Source organism: Vibrio sp. 16, from assembly GCF_963681195.1.
Lineage (GTDB): Bacteria > Pseudomonadota > Gammaproteobacteria > Enterobacterales > Vibrionaceae > Vibrio > Vibrio sinaloensis_D.
Genome location: NZ_OY808997.1, coordinates 1898864 through 1924536 on the forward strand (window position 1 = coordinate 1898864; position 25673 = coordinate 1924536).

Below are 25673 nucleotides of genomic sequence, written 5' to 3' on the forward strand. Positions count from 1 at the left end.
GGGATTTTTTGTTATTCAGCGTTCTCTTCAACCGAGGCTGAGCCAGAGTCAATCTCTATTCGAGTGACACGTTGCAAACCACGCGGCAGCAAACTACCTCGTCGCCCACGCTCACCGCGGAAATTATCTAGATCACTCGGCTTCAAGCCTAACTTGCGTTTACCCGCATAAAGCGTCAATGTTGCGCCTCTAGGCACCGCAATTAAGTGAGAAAGTATCTCTTCGCGCTCTTTGGCTTTTGCCGCAGGGATATTAATGATCTTGTTGCCCTTACCTTTTGCAAGCTGAGGCAGATCTTTAATCGGGAACAGCAACATTCGACCTTGGTTCGTGATCGCAACAATCTCGTCTGAATCGAGATCCGCTATCGCATCAGGAGTCATCACTTCCGAGTTCACTGGCAACGTCACCAATGCTTTACCACTTTTGTTCTTAGAAAGCAGATCGCTGCCTTTGCAAACAAAGCCGTAGCCAGCATCAGAGCCCACTAACCATAATTGCTCTTCTTCACCCATAATCACTTGACGAATCGCACTGCCCGCCGTGATGTTCAAGCGTCCAGTAATCGGCTCGCCTTGACTCCTTGCAGATGGCAGCGAGTGAGACTCGAGTGAATAACTGCGACCATCGCTACCGAGGAAGACGGCCTGTTGATTACTCTTCCCTCGAGCATGAGCGAGATACTTATCACCAGACTTGTAGTTTAGCCCCTCAGCGTCGACATCATGACCTTTCGCGTGACGAATCCAACCTTTCTCTGATAGAACAACGGTAATTGGTTCACTTGGTACGAGGTCACGCTCAGTCAGTGCTTTCGCTTCTGCACGCTCAACCAGCGGTGAACGGCGATCATCACCATATTTATCGGCGTCCGCTTGGATCTCTTTCTTAAGCAAGGTATTCATGCGACGCTCAGAACCTAGCAGCAACTCTAACTTCTCGCGCTCTTTCTCTAGCTCATCTTGCTCACCGCGGATCTTCATCTCTTCTAGCTTGGCTAGGTGACGAAGTTTGGTATCTAGAATCGCATCCGCTTGGATGTCTGTAATACCAAAGCGCGCCATCAATACCGCTTTGGGATCGTCTTCAGTACGGATGATTTCAATGACTTCATCAAGGTTTAAGTAGGCAACCAACAAACCTTCAAGGATGTGCAAACGAGCCATCACTTTATCTAGACGATGCTGTAGGCGACGACGAACCGTGGTGCGGCGGAACTCGATCCATTCAGACAGAATTTGAACTAAACCTTTAACCTGCGGGCGATTGTCTAAACCAATCATATTGAGGTTAACGCGGAAATTCTTTTCTAGATCGGTTGAAGCAAACAGATGATTCATCAACTGGTCGCAATCAACGCGATTTGAACGCGGAACGACAACGATTCGCGTAGGGTTCTCGTGATCGGATTCATCGCGCAGATCGTCAACCATAGGCAGCTTTTTCGCACGCATTTGGTTAGCAATTTGCTCTAGCAATTTCGCGCCAGACACTTGGTGTGGCAACGCCGTAATCACGATATCAGAGCCTTCTTTGTGCCAAACCGCACGCATCTTAATGCTGCCGCGACCAGTGCGATAGATCTTCTCAAGATCCGCTTTTGGCGAAATAATTTCTGCTTCGGTCGGGTAATCAGGGCCTTGAACAAAGTTCATTACATCCGGCAGTTCTGCTTTTGGATGATCGATCAAGTGAATCGCTGCATTTGCCACTTCACGCACGTTGTGAGGCGGAATATCCGTCGCCATACCAACCGCGATACCAGTAACGCCATTCAATAGAATATGTGGCAGGCGCGCTGGTAGCATTTGCGGTTCTTTCATTGTGCCGTCAAAGTTAGGCTGCCATTCGACCGTGCCTTGACCAAGTTCACCTAACAGGACTTCCGCAAACTTAGACAGCTTCGCTTCGGTATAACGCATTGCAGCGAACGATTTAGGGTCATCTGGCGCACCCCAGTTACCTTGACCGTCCACCAATGGGTAACGGTAAGAGAATGGCTGCGCCATTAATACCATCGCTTCATAACACGCCGAGTCGCCGTGTGGATGGTATTTACCTAACACGTCACCAACGGTACGTGCTGATTTTTTGTATTTTGCTGCCGCCGAAAGACCAAGCTCCGACATTGCGTAAATAATACGTCGTTGAACCGGCTTTAAACCATCGCCAATGTATGGCAACGCGCGGTCCATAATTACGTACATTGAGTAATTGAGATAAGCGTCTTCAGTGAACTTGCGCATCGGCAACTGTTCAACGCCATCGTATGTAATCTCACTAGACATTCATTAAACCTCTGCCATATCACCGTTGGTTTGTAGCCAGCTACGGCGGTCATCCGCACGTTTCTTACCTAGCAACATATCCATCATTTCCATGGTCTGCTCATTGTCATCGATGGTTAACTGAACCAAGCGACGGGTATTCGGATCCATGGTTGTTTCGCGAAGTTGGAGTGGGTTCATCTCACCCAGACCTTTGAATCGCTGTACGTTGATTTTGGCTTTTTTCTTCGATAGGCGCTCTAATACGCCCTCTTTCTCATCATCATCAAGGGCATAGAACACTTCTTTACCGCAGTCGATTCGATAGAGAGGAGGCATCGCGACATAGATATGGCCGGCTTCAACTAGAGCTCGGAAGTGACGAGTAAACAGCGCACATAGTAGCGTTGCGATGTGAAGACCATCCGAGTCCGCATCGGCAAGAATACAGATTTTGCCGTAACGTAGGCCGTCGAGGTTGTCGTTGTCAGGGTCAATACCCAGAGCAACAGAGATATCGTGCACTTCCTGTGAAGCAAGGACTTGGTCAGCAGAGACTTCCCACGTGTTCAAGATCTTACCGCGCAGCGGCATCACCGCTTGGAACTCACGATCGCGGGCTTGTTTCGCCGAGCCGCCTGCCGAGTCACCCTCGACAAAGAAGATTTCAGTGCGATTTAAATCTTGTACAGAACAGTCGGTTAACTTACCCGGTAGTGCCGGACCTGATGCCACCTTCTTGCGCACAACTTTCTTACTAGCGCGCATACGGCGGTGCGCATTGGCAATACATACTTCTGCCAGCTGCTCTGCAAGTTGCGGTTTTTCGTTTAACCACAAGCTGAAGGCATCTTTTACTACGCCAGAAACAAACGCCGCAGTTTGACGAGATGAAAGACGCTCTTTAGTTTGACCGGCAAACTGAGGGTCTTGCATCTTGACCGACAACACGTAAGAACAACGATCGAAGATGTCGTCACCCGTTAACTTAACCCCACGAGGAAGCAAGTTACGGAACTCACAGAACTCGCGCATCGCATCAAGTAGACCTTGGCGAAGACCGTTAACGTGCGTACCACCTTGCTTAGTTGGAACTAAGTTAACGTAGCTTTCGGTGATCATCTCGCCACCTTCAGGCTGCCAGATCACCGCCCACGTTGCCATTTCCGTTTCTGCAGTGAACTCTCCGATGTAAGGCTCGGCTGGTAGTACTTCATAGCCTTTCACGCCCTCAGCAAGATAGTCTTTTAAGCCATCTTCGTAGTACCACTTGTGCTCTTCATCGTTAACTTTATCGCTAAACGTGATTTCTAACCCTGGGCAGAGCACGGCTTTGGCACGCAGGTTGTTCACCAAACGTAGCGCTGAGAACTTGTAGCTGTCGAAGTATTTAGCATCTGGCCAGAAGTGGACTGACGTTCCGGTATTGCGATGACCACAAGTTCCGGTCACGGTCAGTTCTGTCACGGCGTTACCGTGTTCAAAAGCGATTTCATGCACTTGACCTTGGCGTTTTACCGTGACTTCAACACGTTTGGATAACGCGTTAACTACCGAAATACCAACCCCGTGCAAACCACCAGAGAACTTGTAGTTGTCATTGGAGAACTTACCGCCAGCGTGCAGCTTGGTCATGATAAGTTCAACACCCGAAATGCCTTTCTCCGGGTGAATATCAACGGGCATGCCACGACCATCATCGATTACTTCGAGCGATTGGTCAGCATGAAGAATGACTTTGATTTTTTTCGCATGACCCGCAAGCGCTTCATCCACCGAGTTGTCGATAACTTCTTGGGCGAGATGGTTTGGTCGCTCCGTTTCGGTATACATACCAGGACGGTGTCGTACTGGGTCGAGACCTTCAAGAACCGAAAGGTCTTTCGCATTATATTGTTCAGTCATAATACGGAATATCTATATAAAGAATAAAAGGGTAGCCAAGCAGGCGGGACATTAAGCTCTAGCAATTGATTGAGAATCGAAAAAGCGAGCAAACTCTAATCGCTTTGCATCCTGCCAAGCATAAGTGAAACATAGTCTGGAAGAGACGTATTGATGTCAAGCGAGATAAGTAAGTAACAGGTAAATTTATGACTCTTCCCTCATCAACCTAACAAATTGTGTTCAAGATGATAAGGAGCTGAGCAACAAGGTTTTAGAGTTGTAAGAATTTGATGATTTTTTCTGGATAGCGTTCGAAGTCGACAAAACTATGATCACCACCGGATTCTACGGTCTGTTTTGCTCCAACAAACTTGCTCACCGCTTGCCGGTAGTCGAGTACTTCATCTTCTTCTTGCTGAAGTAACCAAAAATCAGACGGGTCACGAATCGTCGGCGTATCAAGAGCGATCAGCTCAGCGATATGCTGCTCTTCCAGCATATACGTTTCATTGGTGTAGGGGTTAACTTGTTCACCCAAGTAATCAGCCAACAACTCATAAGGTTTCACCGCAGGGTTGACCACCACGGCTCGAAAGCCAAACTGGTTGTTCAGCCACATAGACATGTACCCACCTAGCGAGCTGCCGACCAAACCAATACGGTAATCCTCTTTATGCTGTTCAACAATGTCGAGCAACAAATTCGCAGCAAGCTCTGGAAAACAAGGCAATTGAGGAACCAACACTTTAATATCAGGCCGATACTGCTCACAGTAGGCTTTCATCACATTCGCTTTGTGTGAAAGTGGTGAGCTGTTAAAACCATGAACATATAGAAGTAGTGAAGGCTTCATGCGATCCTCTTAATAGCCGGCAGAGCTGAAATCAGGTTGGAAACATCCTGCAGGAAGACGCTTTACGTAAGTCTCTAATTGCCCATCGGCTTTAAGCACAAGCTCTCGCCAACCTGGTGAGGTGGTGTCCAACGCAAAATCATCCGAGTTAGGTTTAAACTGAACGCAAGTCGAGGGCGTTGCCATGACGCGAACACCGTGATGCATCACATTCATATCTTGGTGTACATGACCACATAACACAGCATTGACGTTATCGTGCTTTTGTACCACTTGCCAAAAATCATCCGCATCTTTAAGTGTGTGCTGATCTAGCCAAGCACTACCCACCAAAATTGGGTGATGGTGAAGCAAAACGAGGGTGTGGCGATCAGCATACTGCGCGAGTTTTTCATCCAGTAAAGCCAACTGCTTATCGCTCAAGCGGCCATGCGGAACACCAATAACTTGAGAATCTAGCAGGATCATCTGCCAATGTTCGCCCAGCAAAACATGGTCGACCTGCTGAATTTGTGGCGATGGGAGCACCGACGTCATATTCGGTTTATAGTCATGATTGCCAGGCAACCAAAAACAGGGTTTCAGCAATGGCTCAATGCCACGCTCAAAGCATTGATAAGACGCTTCACTATGATCCTGAGAGATATCGCCCGTCGCTAAAAGAGCATCAAAACGACATTCTTGCTCGACAATTGCATTGACGACGGCTTTAAAACTCTCACCAGTGTTGACACTTAATAAGCTGCCATCTGTTGCTTCGAACAGATGGGTGTCTGTAATTTGGAGCAGCTTAATGCTGCTATCTGATGAGTTTGACGTAACTTTCAAAATTTCAAACCTAAATATTGATCGGTGTCCGGCTGATACCATGCCGCAGACAAAATGTTAACCAATCGCCTAAAAAACGGTTCAATTGTGCTTTTTCATCTTGTTGAACCATCTTGTCATTTGGGTATTCGTAACGTGCATTGACACGTCGTAAGTGCTCACATTCCGAGACTTCTGCTACGCGAGCATCGTGGTAGAGCCTGACAGACATTCTCGGCAATGGAAATACTGGAACGTCATCGCTTTGACAAATATCGACCAAAGTTGTGTACTTTGTGACTTCGCCCACTTGAATTTGATACGTCATATTAGCAGCTTGATAACAGCGAACGTCGCCAACACTCGCGTTACTCGGAATGAGTGCGTTGAGTTTGGCATAATTGGTTTCATAGGTGCGCATCAGCTCTGATAAATCAACATGATACGGCTTTTTTACTGCTACTTGTGCCATTCGCTTCTTAAACGTTGGTGGTTCAGTTGTAACCATTGCAGAGCAATGATCGAAGCACCATTTTCAAACTTACCATTTGTTACCCACTCATAAGCCTCTTCACGGCTAATGACATGGACGCGTATATCTTCACCCTCATAGTCTAAACCATGAACGCCATGTGCGGTTGTTGCGTCAACCTTTCCGACGTAAACATCGAGCATTTCAGAGCAACCACCTGAAGATGGGTAGTAAGACGTCACTTTCTCTAACAAGGTGACGTCAATCCCCGCCTCTTCAACCGCCTCTCGACGAACGACATCTTCCGCCGTTTCTCCATGGTCAATGATCCCTGCGACTATCTCCATCTGCCATGGTGATGGATGCTCTAATGCTCCAACGCGGATTTGCTCAATGATAACGACCTGGTCTGTAATCGGGTCGTAAGGCAGCATGGCCGCTGCATGGCCACGCTCAAACATCTCGCGCTCAAGTGGCTGACTCCACCCCCCTTCGAACAGCTTATGTCGAAAGCGGTATTTGACCATGCTAAAGAAACCCTTGAACAGTGTCTCTTTTGAGATTATTTCCACATCTTGGGGTGTAAACTCCCCGTGTCGCTTTTCAGATGGTTGCATTTGGCACCTCGCTGAGTGAATCTTATAGTTTACTCAGACAAAAGCTTAACTTCCAAGGACATGGCTCAACTTTTTATATAATTTTTATATTCTGAGTTAAATTGAATAATAAAATATATTGCACAAGTGGATAGTTAAGTGTAAAAATTTGCAAAGTTTTGCATGAATTAACATCAGTATGGGTTAAACTCTTGACGAGTAACCCTTTTCATCTTTTGGCAGGAATAGGACCTATGAAGAAACTGCTTCCACTATTTATCAGTGCAGCTCTAGGAAGTATGAGCACCAGTGCTTTTGCTGATACGCTCGCTGAAATCTACAACCAAGCGAAAGAAAACGATCCAACACTCCTCAGTGCGGCTGCTCAACGCGATGCAGCTTTCGAAGCAGTAACTTCTAGTCGCTCGACGCTACTCCCTCAAATTTCATTAAAAGCGAGCTACGACATTAATCGTGGTGAACAAGACTTGAATTCGGGCGGTAAGGTAGACACCGATAGCAATCAATTCGGCGCGTCTATTGGCTTTAGTCAAGAGCTTTACAAGCGTTCAAGCTGGGTAACGCTCGACATCGCAGAGAAAACAGCACGTCAAGCGGATGCCTCTTATGCTGCAGTTCAACAAGCGTTAATTCTTCGTGTCGCGCAAGCCTATTTTGACGTTTTACGTGCACAAGACAATCTAGAGTTTGTTCAAGCAGAAAAAGCTGCCGTAGGTCGCCAACTTGAACAGACCAAACAGCGTTTTGAAGTTGGGCTTTCTGCAATTACCGACGTACATGATGCGCAAGCTCAGTACGATGCAGTACTTGCTGATGAAGTACTGGCAGAAAACAGCTTGATTAACAGCTATGAAGGACTACGAGAAATTACAGGTCAAGAACATGCGCAACTCGACGTGTTGGACACGAAGCGTTTTTCTGCAAGCCGCAACTCAACGCCAATTACTCAGTTGATTGAAGAAGCACAAGAGAAAAACCTAAGTTTGCTCTCTTCTCGTATCGCTCAAGATGTTGCCAAAGACAAGATTTCTCTTGCTAGTTCTGGCCACTTACCATCTCTGACGCTTGATGGTGGCTATTCACTATCCGATGTGTCAAATAGCAGTAACGATTACGACGCCGACAACTTCAACGTAGGCATCAACCTAGAAGTCCCGCTCTACACGGGTGGTAATATTAGCTCTCAAACTAAGCAAGCTGAGTACAGCTATGTTGCGGCGAGCCAAGATCTAGAAGCGCAATACCGCAGTGTCGTCAAAGATGTTCGCGCGTTTAACAATAACATCAGTGCGTCAATCGGTGCTCTGCGTGCATACGAGCAAACTGTTGTATCAGCAGAATCGGCGCTTGAAGCAACTGAAGCCGGTTTCGATGTAGGCACACGTACTATCGTAGACGTATTAGATTCAACTCGTCGTTTGTATGATGCCAATAAAAACCTGTCGAACGCTCGCTACGATTACATCCTCAGCGAATTGCAGCTTCGTCAAGCGATTGGCACACTCAGCGAACAAGACATTATGGATATCAACGCAGGTCTACGTACCGCGAAGAAATAATCTCAAACCATAGTAAAAGAGCAGGCACCTGATGTGCCTGCTCTTTTTTGTTTGAACGAAGCCTTCTGCTTCTAGTAAACGGTATCAATCACTACGCCCGTTTCTACAAGCCACTCTGTTTTATCATCAACACGAACTTGCAGCGCAATATCAACAGGTTTCTCAGCATCTAGCTCAAACTGCCATACAAACGCCAACTCCCATTGATTCTGGTTGTGAGTACGTAAATCCAGTAAGTCGCCATCAATTTGCCAACTTTCTTCACCCTGTTTGATTGATAGTGATTCAACCACCAGCTGGGCAGGCAGCACTTTATCTGACTCTAAATAGAGCGCACCATGCAGTGTACTGTCTTGAACCGAACCTATCGTCGGCATTTTGTTTACCCAAAGATTACTTTTAAGCGCGATGTTCGTTTGAGCCACTTCGATCGTGTTCGTTTGTTCCCAAACAACAGGTTCATTTGCACATCCTGCCAATAGCGCTGCACTTAGCGACAGCAAAGCGAATTTTTTCATCTTATTTTCCTTGTTGCTGAGTTTGATTACCTAACCACTCTTTGAGTACCTCTATGTCGCTGAGGTATTCATTTTTCATCTCTTCAACCCAATCGTCGATGTTTTCCCACCAAGCAGGTAAATCGGGCGATTGCGCTTTTTGCGCGATTTGCTGGATATGCTTCAAGCCTATTGAACCCGCTGCACCTTTTATTTTGTGCGCTTCAGAGACAATCCCCTCTTGGTGTTTCGCCGTCATATTGGAGTCCAACAGTTCCAAGTAACCTGGCATCATCTCTTCAAACATGGCAATGCTATCTAGCACCGGCGCGGCTCCAACAATGCCAACATAAGACTCCAACATATCGAGATCTAGCAGGCGAGAGTAAATTTCACTGGTTTCTGAAGACTCTTCCTCTACGCTCTTAGAGGTGGCTTCGACGACTTGCTCTGGCTGTTGGGTAAATTTGGCGATCACATTGTGCACGTCAGTCACCGACAATGGTTTGCTGATCGCATCATCCATACCTTTTTCGAGATATTCCGTTTTATTCTTCAACACGTTTGCCGTCAGAGCCACGAGAGGTGGAAGGTCTTTGTATGTTTTGCGGAAGAAATCGGCGACATCGAACCCTGTCATATCAGGCAGTTGAATATCTAAAAACGCAAGGTCGTAGATCTCCGGATCGAACATTTCAATTGCATCTTGACCTGTCATGGCGACCGACACTTCATGTCCCATACTCTCCAGTAAGGAGCGAGCAACCGTGATGTTAAGCTCGATGTCTTCAACCATAAAAATATTCAGCTCAGGTTGCGTTGCAGGCGCTTCAAGGACTGACTCTTGCTCTGCCGCCAGTGGGACACGAATCGTTACCGTGAAAGTACTGCCAAATCCTTCTTCACTGGTGACGGTAATATCGCCATCCATCATATTAATGAGCTGCTTAGACACCGCGAGACCTATCCCCGTCCCCACGGCATGAAGGTTATCTTTACCCGATTTAACCTGATAGTACATGGCAAAGATTTTTTCCAGCTCTGCTTCTGGAATGCCGATACCACTGTCTTCCACTTCCATAGTTATGGTGGCAAACGCGTCCTCCATCTCAGCGCTTACTGTCATCACAACCCCACCCTCTTTGGTAAATTTCATGGCGTTGCTAATCAGATTCCAAAGCACTTGGCGTAAGCGAGTCGCATCGACTTCAATCTCAGAGGGCAAACTGCTCAATCGCTCGAGATCGAAACGCAGCCCTTTTTGTGTCGCCATCAACGCTGAAATACTTTCGATTTCAGCGACGAAGTTTTCAAAATTGAGTGCGGATGGGTATAGCTCAAGTTTGCGTCTATCAAACTTGTCCATGTCAATGATGTCATTAAAAATATTGCCGAGCGTAATCGCACTCACATTAATGGTTTGCATGTGATGGCGCTGCTCTTCAGTCAGTTGGGTATCAAGAAGCATACGACTCAAGCCGACAATGCCGTTGAGCGGCGTTCGCAATTCATGGCTGATGGTTGAGATGAAGGTTGTTTTATCTCGACTGGCTTTTTCGAGGGATTCTTCGTGACGTTTGCGCTCGGTGATGTCTCGTCCAAACCCAACAAGACCAAGGTGTCGCCCATCTTTACTGTAGAAAGGCACTTTACGCAGCTCAAAGTAGTTTTTGTGACCATCGGGATATTCAAGCCACTGCTCATAGGTCAACGCCTGATTATCAGAAAAGACTTTTTGGTCTGTATCCACAATTTGCTGAGCGACTTCTTTGCTGTACACATCCCAAGGTGTCAATCCAACAAGTTGGCTCTCTTTTTTGCCTGTCAGCTCTTCCATTGCGCGGTTACATCCAGAGAACACCCCGTCTGCATTTCGGTAATAAATTAAGTCCGGCGACGCATCGATAAACGAGCGCAACAATGCCGTGCGTTCTGCGAGTTCAAGCTGAGTGCGTTCACGCTGATACACCTCATTCTCAAGGTCTTTCATTGCCTCTTCACGCGCTTCTTCCGCTTTAATCCGTTCCTCGATCTCTTGATTCAACTTAGCAATGTTTTGCTGCAATTTGATGTTGAGCTCTTGGTCTCGTGAGCGCATGTCTTTGAGCTTCGAGACAAGTTTGGACAACCGTTGACGTGACTCTTCTAGCTGATCAACCACCACAGAAAGAAAGTAAACCGCCCACGGGGTAATCAGCAGACCAAAAAATACTGAGCGAACGATATCTATATCATCAACATGGCCGCTCAACACGAGCGTAATACCCACTTGAACAACGACCGCTAAAGCCACTAAAGCTAAAGCGAGTAGAATGGAGAAACGAAGGATGCCCAGCTTTACAAGTAGATCAACGTAATACTGGGCGAGGTTTTTTATCGGCTTCATCAAACGCTCCGAACGGACACAAGGCAAACTATAATCTAATCAATAGATTGAATAGATGAACAATAATAGTACCCGTTTTCCTAGCGTTCCGCGAAAAGATTCCAAAACGGATCGTGGTTAATTATTGGATGTGTGATGCACACAAGTTTGATTGCGACCATTTGCTTTCGCTTGATACAACGCACTGTCTGCCAAGGCGACAATGGTGTCACTGCGATCATGTGGTTGAGGGACAATGGAAACCAAACCAATGCTCGCGGTAACAACCGAGGAGACTTGCGATGCCTTGTGCTCAATGGCTAACTCAATGACGCCTTGGTGGATCCGTTCTGCCACTTTAATGGCTCCTTCCACCGTCGTATTAGGAAGAATAAAACCAAACTCTTCACCACCATACCTTGCAACACAATCACTCGAACGAGGTAAGGCTCGCTCAAAGACCTCCGCAACCTTGATCAACACTTCATCACCACGTAAGTGGCCATAATAGTCGTTAAACCCTTTGAAGTAGTCGATATCACATAGCATGACAGTCAAAGGCTGCTTTTCGCGGATATGAAGACTCCACAACGTTTTTAACTGTTCATCAAAGCGGCGACGGTTGGATATTTGTGTTAAGCCATCAATGAAGCTCAAACGCTCAAGTTCTAGGTTCGCCTCTTCCAACCTCTGCTCAGCAAGGTAACGTTCTGACACATCACGCGCCATGATTAGAACGCCGTTGGTTCCGGAAGCTGGATCTCTAAACGGCGACTTCACTACGTCGTACCACGTGCATTCACCGTTACTGCTCACAACGCGGTCGATATAGCGCAGCGATTTGCCTTCATAGAGAACTTTATTGTCAGTCTCAGACAAGCGGCTGTAACTTTCATCCGGAATCACATCTTGCAGACGCTTGCCGAGCAAGTCGTCAACGTCCGAAATTCCCAACGCTTTCACAAATGGTTTGTTGCACGCCTGATAAACCATGTTCTCGTTAAATATGCCAATAGAGTCTGGGGAAGATTCAAGGATATTTTGTAAAATGGTGTCTCTTTGGGCCAAGGCAATTTCCGTATCTTTACGCTTTTCCATTTCATCACGTAGATTACGCTGCATATTGTGCCAGTCGGTAACATCATGGCTGATACCCAACGACCCAACTTTGTCGCCTTCAGGCGAGAGCAACACCGTTTGGTTCGTCTCTAACAAACAACTACGACCATCCGGTGTAGTGGTCCATCTTCGTTTGCTCGCACGCCCTTCAATAATACCGTGGATATCCGCCGCTCCCTCTTCCACTCGACCTTGCCAAAATCGCTCGAACGCTCGGTTAGCTGCCACTAACTCTCCGTCTATATTCTTGATAAAAACCAGTTCAGATAGGTGATCAAAAGCGCTTTTGTACATGCGAAGAGACTGCAGTTCTTCTAACTTTTCATGAGAAGTCGACTGGTGGGTAATTAAGCTGACAAACCAAACCGAGCGACCTCGGAAAGTGGTTTGTTTTCCGCAGACATCCAGTTTAACTTTCGTGTGTTGTGAAATGCTCCACTCGATCATATACGCTTGGTTGTTACTGTCGCTGCCAAGCCCATCAATTAACGATCGTAGTTCCTGCTGGGTTTCATTCTGCGGGAGAAAGTAAGACTTGCCGATTTTGCGAATCCCAAGCAGTTGCTTGGCTAGCGAGTTGGCCATGACAAGTTGTGCGTTTTCTGCGTCGATCAAAATCGCGGCGGTGGGCGTTTGCAAAATCAATTGTTCAAGCTGACGCTGAAAACGAGTGTAAACGGACCAAAGAATAGAGATCGAGACGATAATAACTATGAAATCAACGCCATGACCTTGAGAGGTTTCCCACAACCATACCAACAACTGATCCATCTGATCTCTCATTTCCATTTAACACTTGTTATATAAGGATACTAAGATATCAGCTTCGTGGCAGTTAATCTGCCTTTAATAATGGTTTTGTATATATAAATGGTTGATTTAATAATGAACCTTGCGCACCTTCACGATTCAATTGACGACCAATTTCCGTCATTGCTAACCATCGATTCTCACACCACAAAGGAGCGAGCAATGTTGGTCGTCGTGCCGCAGAGGATACGCGATGGTAAATCACGTTTGGAGGGGTTAAGCGAATCATTTCACTCGCAATGGCTACATACTCATCCAATTCTGGCGCTTGCAAACGGCCCGCTTTCCATGCCTTGGCCATGGTGCTTCCTTCAACAATATGCAATCCGTGGAGCTTAATCCCATCGGTGCCGACCTGAAGCACCTTATCTAAGGTGCTGATATTATCCTCGCGCGATTCCTTAGGTAGACCAACAATCAAGTGAGTACATACCTTAATGCCAAGCGCTCGAGCTCGCTGAGTGATCTCGGCGTAACACTCGAAATCATGGCCTCGGTTGATTCGCTTTAACGTGTCGTTGTTTGCTGTCTGTAGTCCAAGCTCCAACCAAATCTCATACCCCTGCTGAACATAATCTGATAGCAGTTCCAATACTGCTTCGGGTACGCAATCTGGACGGGTGCCGACACACAAACCGACGATATCGGCGGCTTTAAGGGCTTCCTCATACATGTTCTTAAGAACTTGCACTTCTGCATAAGTGCTTGTGTACGCCTGAAAGTACGCCAGATACTTCTTGGCACGGCTGATTTCTCCAGCGCGATCGGTTAACTGCTCATGGATACTTTTTATTTGAGCGTCTTCGTCTGCAAACGACGCAACATTACAGAAGGTACAGCCTCCTCGACCAATCGTACCATCGCGATTGGGGCAGCTAAATCCACCATGCAGAGTCAGCTTATGGACCTTTTCTCCGTACCGACGTTGGAGATCCTGACCAATGGTATTAACTAACTCATGTAACTGCATGTTTGCCCCTGAAACTAATGATAATAAATATCATTGCGATTTAATGTAATTAAATTACAGTTTTGAAAATATTGAAGTGTGAAATGTATCGCTTTCAAACAGGCTGCAAGTTAAGCAAAGTCAATAAACATGCACAAAACACGTGCCTCAAGCCGAATGTTACGTAAAAGTTAAACATATTATTCATTTAAACTACGAAAAAATTGAGCAACAAAGACGATTTTTGATTGCATTTCGAGCTGACAAAATTGTAGGATACTTTCAGATTTTAGTTTTTTTTGTGTATTTAATTACACAATTAATTACTAAAACGTCGGTATTTCCCCACTCCCACCTATATAAATCACTAAATAGTGATACAAAAAACAGGGAAATCACCAAGGATTGTTTTTCTCGCAATATTTTTCCTGCGAGATACGGAATGGAATCAAAGTCACCAACCTAAGTTGACTTCGAATCATAAAAATAAAGGACAGGACGTAGAACTAGTTTCGACTAGCCAAATTGCGCCTATTTGAACTGGAAGGATGTATCCATGGTAGATAGAGAGCAAAGATCACAAGGTCTTTATACTCCAGAGCTGGAGCATGACGCTTGTGGTATCGGTTTTGTTGCTCACCTAAAAAACCGCAAATCACACGCAGTAGTTACTCAAGCACTTGATATGCTTGCACGAATGGAACACCGTGGCGGCCAAGGTTGTGACCCATGCTCGGGTGACGGTGCTGGTATTTTGCTACAAAAACCTCACGAATTTCTCTTAGAAGAAGCGGTCAAGCTTGGTATTAAGCTGCCTTCTTTTGAGAAGTACGGTGTTGGTGTTGTACTTTTCCCTAAAGATGAACACAAGCGTGCACAGTGTCGCGATATTTTAGAACGCAATGCCAAGCGTCTTGAACTAGACGTTATTGGCTACCGTGTTCTACCAACCGACAACTCAATGATTGGTGCCGATCCACTGAGCACTGAGCCTCAGTTTGAGCACGTGTTTGTTTCTGGTGGTCCTGGTATTACACCGGAAGAATTAGAGCGTAAACTGTATGTTTTACGTAACTACACCGTTCGCGTATGTCTAGAAAGCGTCTCTAACATTGGCGATGACTTCTACATCAACTCAATGTCTTACAAGACTGTGGTGTACAAAGGTCAGCTAACAACAGAGCAAGTACCTCAATACTTCTTAGATCTACAGAATCCAACGATGGTAAGTGCGCTTGCGCTGGTTCACTCTCGTTTCTCTACCAATACATTCCCTCGCTGGCGTTTGGCTCAGCCTTTCCGTTACATTGCGCACAACGGTGAAATCAACACAGTTCGCGGTAACCTGAACTGGATGAAAGCCCGTGAAGCAATCATCGAATCTGACTTGTTTACGCAGGCAGAAATCGACATGCTACTGCCTATCTGTCAAGAAGGCGCATCTGATTCATCTAACTTCGATATGGCACTTGAGCTCCTAGTTCTATCTGGTCGTAGCCTGCCACATGCGTTGATGATGATGATCCCTGAAGCATGGCAAGAAAACAAAAACATGGACCCAACTCGTCGTGCGTTCTACCAATACCACGCGAACGTAATGGAACCTTGGGATGGTCCTGCATCGGTGTGTTTCACTGATGGTGTTCAAGTAGGCGCCACTCTCGACCGTAACGGTCTGCGCCCTTCTCGCTACACAGTGACCAAAGATGACTTCCTAGTCATGGCTTCAGAGTCTGGTGTTGTTGAGATTGAACCTGAGAATGTTGAGTTCCGTGGTCGCCTGCAACCAGGTCGTATCTTCGTTGCTGACCTAGAGCAAGGCCGCATCATTTCTGATGAGGAAGTGAAAGATGGCATTGCATCAGCGCAGCCATACGAGAAGTGGGTTGAAGAAAACCTACTAAGCCTGAATAAACTGCCAGATGCGAGCAACGAATTCAGCCAGCCTTCCCCAGAGAAACTACTGCACAAGCAGCAAGCGTTTGGTGTCAGCTCTGAAGAAGTGAACGAAATCATTGTACCTATGGCGAAAGATGGTAAAGAGCCGCTTTCTGCAATGGGTGCCGACTGGCCACTAGCGATTCTTTCGCACCAGTCACAACATCTATCAAACTACTTTAAGCAGCTGTTTGCTCAGGTAACTAACCCGCCAATCGACCCGATTCGTGAGCGTATGGTTATGTCACTGAACACTTACCTAGGTAAGGACCAGAACCTTCTTGCTGAGTCTCCAGAACACTGTCAAAAAGTAGAGCTTGAGTCGCCAGTTCTTTCTAACTCTGAGCTTGAGAAACTGCGTGCTATCGATAACGAGCACCTTCAAGCGAAGACGCTAGACATAGTATTCCAAGCGAGTGAAGACGAAGGCAAACTAGAGCGTGCCCTTAAGCGTATCTGTCAGTATGCCGAAGACGCAGTGATCGATGGTTACTCAATCATCCTTCTAACTGACCGTGCTGTTAACTCTAACCACGCCGCTATCCCAGCAATGTTGGCGGTTGGCGCAGTTCACCACCACCTAATCCGTAAAGGTTTACGTGCGAAGTGTGACATAGTGGTAGAGACCGGTGATGCGCGTGAGACGCACCACTTTGCAACGCTGATTGGTTACGGCGCAAACGCAGTCAACCCATACCTAGTGATTGAAACTATGGTTGAGTTGCAACGCACTAAGAAGCTTGATCCTGAAACCAATATTCGTGACCTGTTCGAGAATTACCGCAAGGCTATCAATGGCGGTCTTCTGAAGATCTTCTCGAAGATGGGTATCTCTACGCTGCAGTCTTACCACGGTGCACAGATCTTTGAAGCACTAGGTATCAGCAAGTCTGTAGTCGACAAATACTTCACGGGTACCGTTTCACGAATTCAAGGTCTAACCATTGATGACATCGCGAAGGAAGTTCTCGTACGTCACCGCATTGGTTTCCCAACTCGTGAAATTCCAGTTCAAGTACTGGATGTGGGTGGTGTTTACCAGTGGAAACAGCGTGGTGAAAAACACCTGTTTAACCCTGAAACTATCTCACTACTACAACAGTCGACGCGCAACAAAGACTATGCTCAGTTCAAACAGTACGCGAAAGCGGTTGATGACCAAGGTGATAACGCAGCAACGCTACGTAGCCAGCTAGACTTTGTTAAGAACCCAGCAGGTTCCATCCCGCTAGAAGAAGTAGAACCAATCGAAAACATCCTCAAGCGTTTCGCGACAGGTGCGATGTCATTCGGTTCTATCTCTTACGAAGCGCACTCAACACTAGCCGTTGCAATGAACCGCATCGGCGCGAAATCGAACTCTGGTGAAGGTGGTGAAGACCCAACGCGTTTCGAACGTAAAGAAAACGGTGATTGGGAACGCTCTGCAATCAAACAGGTTGCTTCAGGCCGCTTTGGTGTGACGTCTTACTACCTAACTAACGCAGATGAGCTACAGATCAAGATGGCTCAAGGTGCGAAACCAGGTGAAGGTGGTCAGCTACCAGGTGATAAGGTTGATGACTGGATCGGTGCAACACGTCACTCGACTCCAGGCGTAGGTCTAATCTCGCCACCGCCGCACCACGATATCTACTCGATCGAAGATTTGGCACAGCTAATCTACGACCTTAAGAACGCTAACCGCGCTGGCCGTGTCAACGTCAAGCTAGTGTCGGAAGCAGGTGTTGGTACGATTGCCTCTGGTGTTGCAAAAGCAAAAGCTGACGTTGTGCTAATCGCTGGTTTCGACGGCGGTACAGGTGCATCACCAATGTCGTCTATCCGTCACACAGGTCTACCTTGGGAGCTAGGTCTCGCAGAAACGCACCAAACGCTTCTAAAGAATGGTCTACGTAACCGTATCGTGGTTCAGTCTGATGGTCAGATGAAAACCCCTCGCGACCTCGCTGTGGCAACACTACTTGGCGCTGAAGAGTGGGGCGTGGCAACAGCTGCATTGGTTGTTGAAGGCTGTATCATGATGCGTAAGTGTCATAAGAACACCTGTCCTGTTGGTATCGCAACGCAGAATAAGACGCTACGCGAGCGCTTCGATGGCCGCGTAGAAGACGTTGTTACTTTCTTCCAGTACATGGCTGAAGGTCTACGTGAAGTGATGGCTGAGCTAGGTTACCGCACTATCGATGAGATGGTAGGTCAGTCTCACAAACTGAAAGTTCGTGAAGACATCAAACACTGGAAATACAAGAACCTCGATCTGTCTCCTGTCCTCCATATTGAACAGGCTCGTGAAGACGATGGCGTTTACAACCAGACAGAGCAAAACCATAACCTAGAAGACGTTCTCGACCGTAAGTTGATTCAAGCGGCTATCCCAGCACTTGAGAAAGGTGAAGCAGTCAACGCTGAGTTCCCAATCATCAACACCGACCGCTCTGCGGGTACCATGCTATCGAACGAAATTTCTAAGGTTTACAAAGACCAAGGTCTGCCTCAGCCAATGAACGTCAAGTTCACAGGTTCTGCTGGCCAATCATTCGGTGCTTTCCTTGCTAAGGGCGTGAAGTTCGAAGTCGAAGGTGACGCTAACGACTACTGGGGTAAAGGTCTGTCTGGCGGTACGCTAGTGCTTTACCCAGATGCGAAATCAACCATTGTTGCTGAAGATAACATCGTCGTTGGTAACGTGTGTTTCTACGGTGCAACGTCAGGTGAATCTTACATTCGTGGCATGGCGGGTGAACGTTTCTGTGTACGTAACTCGGGTGCGAAAGTCGTTGTAGAGGGTGTGGGTGACCACGGTTGTGAATACATGACAGGTGGTGTTGCCGTAATCCTTGGCTCAACAGGTCGTAACTTTGCGGCGGGTATGAGTGGCGGTGTGGCGTATGTTTGGGACAAGTCTGGTGACTTTGAAACCAAGCTCAACCCTGAACTGGTCGACCTCGATCCAATCGAAGCAGTAGATCGTGAACTACTGAAAGAGATGCTAACCAAGCAAGTTGAATTCACAGGAAGTGAAGTCGCTAAGTCTTTCCTAGACAATTTTGAAGCAAGCTTAGCCTCTATGGTTAAGGTTATGCCGCGTGACTACAAAGCGGTACTTCAAAAGCGTAAGGCAGAAGCAGAGCAAGCACAAACGGAACAAGTGGAGGCAGTATAATGGGTAAGCCTACTGGATTTTTAGAACATGGTCGCGAGCTTCCTCAGAAGATCGATCCATCCGTTCGTATTGAAAACAACAAAGAATTCGTTCTGAACGAAGAGTTTGGTGACAAGATCAATACTCAGGCTTCTCGTTGTATGGACTGTGGCGTACCTTTCTGTCACAACGGTTGTCCGATTGGTAACATCATTCCTGAGTTCAACGACGCGGTTTACCGCGACAGTTGGGAAGAAGCGTGGAACATCTTAAGTTCAACCAACAACTTCCCAGAGTTCACAGGTCGCGTTTGTCCTGCTCCATGTGAAAGTGCGTGTGTGCTAGGTATCAACCAAGACCCAATCACTATCTGTAACATCGAGAAAACGATTGTCGAAACTGCGTACCGTGAAGGGTACGCAAAACCTAAAACACCTCGCTCTCGCACAGGTAAAACGGTTGCAATCATCGGCAGCGGCCCGGCAGGTCTGGCAGCTGCTGAGCAGCTAAACAGCGCTGGTCACTCTGTGACTGTGTTTGAACGTGACGAAAAGGTCGGTGGTCTACTGCGTTTCGGTATTCCTGACTTCAAACTGGGTATGGACGTAATTGATCGTAAGATCAACCTGATGGCTGAAGCGGGTGTTGAGTTCAAAGTGAATCAACACATCGGTGTGGATGTAAATGCTCAGCAACTACGCCAAGAGTTTGATGTGGTACTTCTGACTGGCGGCTCAACGGTTCCACGTGACCTTCCTGTACCAGGACGTGAGCTAAAAGGCGTTCACTTCGCAATGGAATTCCTAGGTCAAAATAACCGCCGCGCAAACAACATGGACCTTAAAACTGAAGAGATTCATGCTAAAGGTAAACATGTTGTGGTTATCGGTGGTGGCGATACGGGTTCTGACTGTGTGGGTACATCAAACCGCCACAAGGCAGCAAGCGTAACTCAAGTAGAAATCATGCCGATTCCACCAGAGAAGCGCCCTGCAAATATGCCTTGGCCTCAATACCCAATGATTCTGCGCACATCAACTTCGCACGAAGAAGGTGTCGATCGTCATTGGAACATTCTGACCAAAGAGTTCATCGGTAACGACAAAGGTGAAGTGACAGGTCTGCGTCTTGCTGACATCGTATGGGAAGATGCGAAACCAGGTGAGCGCCCGAGCTTCAAAGAAGTTGAAGGCAGCGAACGTGTCATTCCTTGTGATATGGCATTTCTAGCAATGGGCTTCCTACACCCTGAGCCAACCGGTGTCCTTGCTCAGCTAGATATCAAACTTGATGAGCGTGGTAATGTGGCGACTGATGGTTTCGCAACTAACCAAAAAGGTGTCTTTGCAGCAGGTGATATGCGAACAGGTCAATCCTTGGTCGTACGCTGTATCAACGAAGGCCGTGAGTGTGCCATTGCGATCGACAACTACCTCATGGGCAACTCTAATTTAGAGGCAAAAGCCAACTCGCTGATGCTATCAGCATAAGTAAAACCACCTAGTGACGCGTTTTAGTAGATGCTAGGTGGTCTTAATTAAACAATCATTCCTTCCAAACTTTATGATTTGACCAGTACATTGTGCTGGTCTTTTTTATTTTCCCCAAACAGATCTTGTTGCAAAATTGTAACAATTAAAACCTTAACCCCCTGAATTATATAGATAATCACAGCGTATTACGTGGTAAATCGCACATTGACATGATTTTCCACCAGGAACTTGACCTTTTTCATAATAACCTATACGTTGTGAAGTCGATGAAAATGAATTCCTCAACTTTTGTTAAATACTCTATAGGCATTTAACGCATATCTATTCGATATATAACAATTAGAACGCATAGTTAGTCATATATACCAACCCTTTAAATGTTGGTAGTTCTGTCGGGAAGACAGGTGAAGCAAAGGGAGAATTGCAATGGCTCTATATGATCCAAGTCTTGAGAAAGACAACTGCGGATTTGGCTTGATTGCACACATGGAAGGTGAACCAAGCCATAAATTGGTGCGTACCGCGATTTCAGCACTAGACCGAATGACTCACCGCGGCGGTATTGCCGCAGATGGTAAAACCGGTGATGGCTGTGGCCTATTGCTACAAAAGCCGGACTCTTACCTACGTTTAATCGCGAAAGAAAGTGGCTTTAACCTTGGCAAACAATATGCCGTAGGTATGATTTTCTTCAACCAAGATCCGGCTAAAGCTCAATTAGCCAAAGATGTTATAAACCAAGAACTTGCCCGTGAAACCCTTACTGTTGCAGGTTGGCGAGAAGTCCCAACCAACTCAGCAGTATTAGGCCCAATTGCCGCAGATTCACTGCCAAACATTCAGCAAGTCTTTATCTCGGCTCCAGCGGGCTGGCGCGAGCGAGATATCGAGCGCCGCCTTTATATTGCCCGTCGCCGCATTGAAAAACAGATCACAGATGATAGTGACTTCTATATTTGTAGTTTGTCGACCCAAGTCATGGTCTACAAAGGCTTATGTATGCCCGCCGACCTTCCGCGCTTCTACTCAGATCTAGCCGATCTTCGTATGGAGTCAGCGATCTGTTTGTTCCACCAGCGTTTTTCAACAAACACTCAGCCACGTTGGCCTCTCGCTCAGCCATTCCGTTATCTGGCTCACAACGGAGAGATCAACACCATCGAGGGCAACCGCCAATGGGCTCGTGCGCGCGCATACAAGTTTTCTTCACCGCTACTACCAGACTTACAGACAGCTGCGCCATTTGTGAATGAAACAGGTTCGGACTCTTCCAGCTTAGATAATATGCTGGATCTGTTCTTGGCTGGCGGCATGGATATCTTCCGCGCAATGCGTATGTTGGTTCCGCCAGCATGGCAGAATCACCCAGATATGGACCCAGATCTGCGCGCCTTCTACGACTTTAACTCCAAACATATGGAACCGTGGGACGGCCCTGCTGGGATTGTTCTATCTGATGGTCGCTACGCAGCGTGTAACCTAGACCGAAACGGTTTACGCCCGGCTCGCTATGTGATTACCAAAGACAAGTTAATTACTCTCGCTTCTGAGGTGGGCATTTGGGATTACGCGCCAGATGAAGTGGCCGAAAAGGGCCGCGTAGGCCCAGGGGAACTACTCGTCGTCGATACTCGCCGCGGTAAACTGTGGCAATCGAGCGAAATTGATAACGATCTAAAAGGTCGCCACCCATATCGAGAATGGATGGAAAACAATGTCCATAAACTCACCCCATTTTCCGATTTGCCGGATGATCAAGTTGGCGAACGTAGCTTCGATGACGACCAACTGAAAACGTATCAAAAACAGTTTGCAATGAGCAACGAAGAAGTTGATCAAGTGCTACGTGTTCTAGGTGATATGGGCCAAGAAGCGGTAGGGTCAATGGGTGACGATACACCAATGGCCGTACTCTCTTCAAAAGAGCGTTTGATCACTGATTATTTCCGCCAAAAGTTTGCTCAGGTCACTAACCCGCCAATCGACCCACTGCGTGAAAAGCATGTAATGTCGCTTGCAACCAGTATCGGCCAAGAGATGAATGTCTTCTGTGAGACCGATGGTCACGCCCACCGAGTTACCTTTGGGTCACCCGTTCTACTCTACTCTGATATGCAGCAACTGCTTGAGCTCAATGACGAGTACTACCGCAGTACCACAATTGATATCAATTACGATCCGGAAGAAAAAGGGTTAGAAAAAGCGATCCAAGATCTGTGTGAGCAAGCCGTTGACGCCGTCAAAGATGGAACCGTACTGGTCATACTTTCGGACAGAAACTTGACCAAAGGCTTGCTCCCCATTCCGGCAGCGATGGCAGTGGGCGCGGTACAAAGTCGTCTAATTGGTGCGAACTTACGCTGTGATGCAAACATCATCGCCGAAACAGGCACTGTCCGAGATCCTCACCAATTTGCGGTTCTGCTTGGGTTTGGTGCTACGGCAGTCTACCCATACCTCGCTTATGAGGCACTTGGCAAAGTAATCGACGATGGCGCAATTGATAAAAGCTACCGTGAGGTGATGCAGAACTACCAATACGGTATCAATAAAGGCCTGTTCAAAATCATGTCGAAAATGGGCATTTCGACGGTAGCCTCTTACCGATGCTCGCAACTATTCGAAGCGGTCGGTCTAAGCCAAGACGTTGTTGACCTCTGCTTCAAAGGTGTCACAACACGTATTCAAGGCGCCAACTTCGAAGACTTTGAGCAAGATATCTACAACCTGTCACGTAAAGCATGGGCAAAACGCAAGCCTATCGAACATGGCGGCTTACTTAAGTATGTGCACGGTGGCGAGTACCATGCCTACAACCCAGACGTCGTCGGTACACTGCAACAAGCTGTCAAGTCGGGCGAGTCATCAGACTATAAGAGCTTTGCTAAGCAGGTCAATGAACGTCCTACCGCGATGTTGCGGGACTTAATGCAACTGAAAAAAGCTGACTCTCCTCTTCCACTTGAGAAGATTGAGCCGAGCACAGAATTGTTTAAGCGTTTCGACTCGGCGGCCATGTCGATTGGAGCACTCAGCCCAGAGGCGCATGAAGCACTAGCTACAGCGATGAACCGTTTAGGTGGTTACTCAAACTCAGGTGAAGGTGGCGAAGACCCTCGTCGCTTTGGCACTGAACGTAACTCGCGTATTAAGCAGATTGCTTCGGGTCGCTTTGGTGTTACGCCGCACTACCTAACCAATGCCGATGTGCTGCAAATTAAAGTGGCGCAAGGGGCTAAACCCGGTGAAGGTGGTCAGCTACCGGGGCATAAAGTAACGGCAGAGATCGCCAAACTTCGTTACTCAGTACAGGGCGTGACACTAATTTCACCGCCACCTCACCACGATATTTACTCAATTGAAGACTTGGCCCAGCTGATCTTCGATCTTAAGCAAGTAAACCCGAAAGCTCTGGTTTCGGTAAAACTGGTCTCTGAGCCGGGCGTTGGCACTATCGCCACTGGTGTAGCCAAAGCTTATGCCGACCTTATCACCATCTCTGGCTACGACGGAGGTACTGCGGCAAGCCCCCTCACTTCAGTCAAGTATGCGGGTAGTCCTTGGGAGCTCGGCCTAGCGGAAACTCAACAAGCACTAGTCGCGAATGGGCTTCGTCATAAGATTCGTTTGCAAGTCGATGGCGGCTTAAAGACCGGTCTAGATGTGGTGAAAGCCGCTATTTTAGGAGCGGAAAGCTTTGGCTTTGGTACGGCGCCGATGGTGGCAATGGGCTGTAAGTTCTTACGTATCTGTCACCTAAATAACTGTGCGACCGGTGTTGCAACCCAAGATGACACTCTACGTAGAGAATACTTCAAAGGCCTACCTGAAATGGTGATGAACTACTTTATCGGCCTTGCTGATGAGGTGCGCGAACTCCTTGCTGAACTGGGCGTAGAAAAGCTCACTGATCTGATTGGCCGTACCGATCTACTAGAAGCGGTAGAAGGGATGACCGCCAAACAGAGCAAACTGGACCTTTCAAATATCTTGGAAGCACCAGTGTCACCGCAAGGACACCCCGTTTACTGGACAGAGCCAAATGCACCGTTTGATAAAGCAGAGCTCAACCAACAGATTATTGAAGACGCGCTAGCCGCTGTAGAAGCGAAGCAATCCGCAGACTTCTTCTATAACGTCATCAATACCGACCGTTCCATTGGCGCTCGCTTATCTGGTGAAATAGCCAAGCGTTATGGCAACCAAGGCATGGCTGCCAAACCAATTAAGCTCAACCTTGATGGCACAGCAGGCCAATCTTTCGGTGTATGGAATGCCGGAGGTGTTGAGCTTTATCTAACTGGCGATGCAAACGACTACGTCGGTAAAGGTATGGCTGGTGGCAAGATCGTCATCAAGCCACACCAAGGCACGGCATTTAAGTGTAATGAAGCGACCATCATTGGTAACACTTGTCTATACGGTGCAACCGGAGGTAAGTTATTTGCCGCAGGTACCGCTGGTGAGCGTTTCGGTGTACGTAACTCAGGCACGATTGCCGTAATTGAAGGCGCTGGCGATAACGCGTGTGAGTACATGACCGGTGGTATTGTTGCGATACTTGGTGCAACAGGGGTTAACTTTGGTGCAGGCATGACTGGTGGTTTCGCCTATGTCCTCGATAAGAATGATGACTTCCAAGGCCGTGTCAACGAAGAGTCTGTCGAAGCAGTCGCATTATCAGATCTCAATATTCACCAAGAGCATCTACGTGGTTTAATCGCAGAACACCTAGAAGAAACCGGCTCAGCGCATGCTGAAGACATTCTGGCGAACTTTGATGAATGGATTCCAAAGTTCTACTTGGTGAAACCAAAGTCAGCGGATTTAAACACGCTACTTGGCCACCAAAGTCGCAGCGCTGCAGAATTGCGCGTTCAAGCCCAATAATCATG

14 protein-coding genes are annotated in these 25673 nt (G+C 47.2%); 4 read left to right on the plus strand and 10 right to left on the minus strand.

What is annotated here, in order from left to right; all coding sequences use genetic code 11:
* Positions 1 to 11: 11 nt before the first annotated feature.
* The 6 genes from parC to nudF form a co-directional block, all read right to left on the minus strand.
* Positions 12 to 2288: a DNA topoisomerase IV subunit A gene (gene parC, locus U9J37_RS08590; protein ID WP_322413795.1), complete on the minus strand. Its 2277-nt coding sequence runs from the start codon at positions 2286 to 2288 to the stop codon at positions 12 to 14.
* 3 nt (positions 2289 to 2291) lie between these two features.
* Positions 2292 to 4172: a DNA topoisomerase IV subunit B gene (gene parE, locus U9J37_RS08595; protein ID WP_038139715.1), complete on the minus strand. Its 1881-nt coding sequence runs from the start codon at positions 4170 to 4172 to the stop codon at positions 2292 to 2294.
* A 253-nt stretch (positions 4173 to 4425) separates the two neighbouring features.
* Complete coding sequence (yqiA, locus tag U9J37_RS08600) at positions 4426 to 5007, minus strand: esterase YqiA (protein ID WP_005472928.1); 582 nt, start codon at positions 5005 to 5007, stop codon at positions 4426 to 4428.
* A gap of 9 nt (positions 5008 to 5016) precedes the next feature.
* On the minus strand, positions 5017 to 5835 hold the full coding sequence (gene cpdA / locus U9J37_RS08605; protein ID WP_005472817.1) for a 3',5'-cyclic-AMP phosphodiesterase: 819 nt from the start codon (positions 5833 to 5835) through the stop codon (positions 5017 to 5019).
* Between the two features lie 10 nt (positions 5836 to 5845).
* The gene (locus tag U9J37_RS08610; RefSeq protein ID WP_038139721.1) at positions 5846 to 6286 is read right to left on the minus strand and encodes a DUF1249 family protein; all 441 of its coding nucleotides are present in this window, start codon (positions 6284 to 6286) and stop codon (positions 5846 to 5848) included.
* Positions 6274 to 6903, minus strand: coding sequence for an ADP-ribose diphosphatase (gene nudF, locus U9J37_RS08615; RefSeq protein WP_038139724.1), 630 nt, complete (start codon positions 6901 to 6903; stop codon positions 6274 to 6276). The genes U9J37_RS08610 and nudF overlap by 13 nt, the downstream gene beginning before the upstream one ends.
* 233 nt (positions 6904 to 7136) lie before the next feature.
* Here nudF and tolC point away from each other — a divergent pair, with 233 nt between their 5' ends.
* Positions 7137 to 8462, plus strand: coding sequence for an outer membrane channel protein TolC (tolC, locus tag U9J37_RS08620; protein WP_005472844.1), 1326 nt, complete (start codon positions 7137 to 7139; stop codon positions 8460 to 8462).
* Between the two features lie 71 nt (positions 8463 to 8533).
* Here the strand turns inward: tolC and U9J37_RS08625 are convergent, their stop codons facing one another.
* The 4 genes from U9J37_RS08625 to U9J37_RS08640 all read right to left on the minus strand — a co-directional run bounded on the left by U9J37_RS08625 (position 8534) and on the right by U9J37_RS08640 (position 14223).
* On the minus strand, positions 8534 to 8980 hold the full coding sequence (locus U9J37_RS08625; protein WP_005472837.1) for a hypothetical protein: 447 nt from the start codon (positions 8978 to 8980) through the stop codon (positions 8534 to 8536).
* Between the two features lies 1 nt (position 8981).
* Positions 8982 to 11345 carry an aerobic respiration two-component sensor histidine kinase ArcB gene (gene arcB, locus U9J37_RS08630; protein WP_005472854.1) on the minus strand — a complete coding sequence of 788 codons (2364 nt, stop codon included), beginning with the start codon at positions 11343 to 11345 and terminating at the stop codon, positions 8982 to 8984.
* 117 nt (positions 11346 to 11462) lie between these two features.
* Entirely contained in the window at positions 11463 to 13214 is a 1752-nt protein-coding gene (locus U9J37_RS08635; RefSeq protein ID WP_043887052.1) for a GGDEF domain-containing protein, read from the minus strand.
* 64 nt (positions 13215 to 13278) lie between these two features.
* On the minus strand, positions 13279 to 14223 hold the full coding sequence (locus tag U9J37_RS08640; protein WP_005472804.1) for a tRNA modification radical SAM protein MnmL/YtqA: 945 nt from the start codon (positions 14221 to 14223) through the stop codon (positions 13279 to 13281).
* Positions 14224 to 14758: 535 nt separating this feature from the next.
* Between U9J37_RS08640 and gltB (U9J37_RS08645) the strand changes: the two genes are divergently transcribed.
* The 3 genes from gltB (U9J37_RS08645) (at position 14759) to gltB (U9J37_RS08655) (ending at position 25668) form a co-directional block, all read left to right on the plus strand.
* Positions 14759 to 19306 carry a glutamate synthase large subunit gene (gltB, locus tag U9J37_RS08645; RefSeq protein WP_005472922.1) on the plus strand — a complete coding sequence of 1516 codons (4548 nt, stop codon included), beginning with the start codon at positions 14759 to 14761 and terminating at the stop codon, positions 19304 to 19306.
* Entirely contained in the window at positions 19306 to 20775 is a 1470-nt protein-coding gene (locus tag U9J37_RS08650) for a glutamate synthase subunit beta (protein ID WP_005472921.1), read from the plus strand. Before gltB (U9J37_RS08645) ends, U9J37_RS08650 begins: the two co-directional genes overlap by 1 nt.
* A gap of 429 nt (positions 20776 to 21204) precedes the next feature.
* Positions 21205 to 25668: a glutamate synthase large subunit gene (gene gltB, locus U9J37_RS08655; protein WP_005472911.1), complete on the plus strand. Its 4464-nt coding sequence runs from the start codon at positions 21205 to 21207 to the stop codon at positions 25666 to 25668.
* Positions 25669 to 25673 lie beyond the last annotated feature (5 nt).

Excerpts from the sequence above, each read along its gene's own strand:
- U9J37_RS08625 (WP_005472837.1), bottom strand. The coding sequence starts at position 8,980 with ATGAAAAAATTCGCTTTGCTGTCGCTAAGTGCAGCGCTATTGGCAGGA.
- U9J37_RS08635 (WP_043887052.1), bottom strand. The coding sequence starts at position 13,214 with ATGGATCAGTTGTTGGTATGGTTGTGGGAAACCTCTCAAGGTCATGGC.
- gltB (WP_005472922.1), top strand. The coding sequence starts at position 14,759 with ATGGTAGATAGAGAGCAAAGATCACAAGGTCTTTATACTCCAGAGCTG.
- gltB (WP_005472911.1), top strand. The coding sequence starts at position 21,205 with ATGGCTCTATATGATCCAAGTCTTGAGAAAGACAACTGCGGATTTGGC.
- U9J37_RS08610 (WP_038139721.1), bottom strand. The coding sequence starts at position 6,286 with ATGGCACAAGTAGCAGTAAAAAAGCCGTATCATGTTGATTTATCAGAG.
- parE (WP_038139715.1), bottom strand. The coding sequence starts at position 4,172 with ATGACTGAACAATATAATGCGAAAGACCTTTCGGTTCTTGAAGGTCTC.
- tolC (WP_005472844.1), top strand. The coding sequence starts at position 7,137 with ATGAAGAAACTGCTTCCACTATTTATCAGTGCAGCTCTAGGAAGTATG.
- nudF (WP_038139724.1), bottom strand. The coding sequence starts at position 6,903 with ATGCAACCATCTGAAAAGCGACACGGGGAGTTTACACCCCAAGATGTG.
- arcB (WP_005472854.1), bottom strand. The coding sequence starts at position 11,345 with ATGAAGCCGATAAAAAACCTCGCCCAGTATTACGTTGATCTACTTGTA.
- U9J37_RS08640 (WP_005472804.1), bottom strand. The coding sequence starts at position 14,223 with ATGCAGTTACATGAGTTAGTTAATACCATTGGTCAGGATCTCCAACGT.
- U9J37_RS08650 (WP_005472921.1), top strand. The coding sequence starts at position 19,306 with ATGGGTAAGCCTACTGGATTTTTAGAACATGGTCGCGAGCTTCCTCAG.
- yqiA (WP_005472928.1), bottom strand. The coding sequence starts at position 5,007 with ATGAAGCCTTCACTACTTCTATATGTTCATGGTTTTAACAGCTCACCA.
- parC (WP_322413795.1), bottom strand. The coding sequence starts at position 2,288 with ATGTCTAGTGAGATTACATACGATGGCGTTGAACAGTTGCCGATGCGC.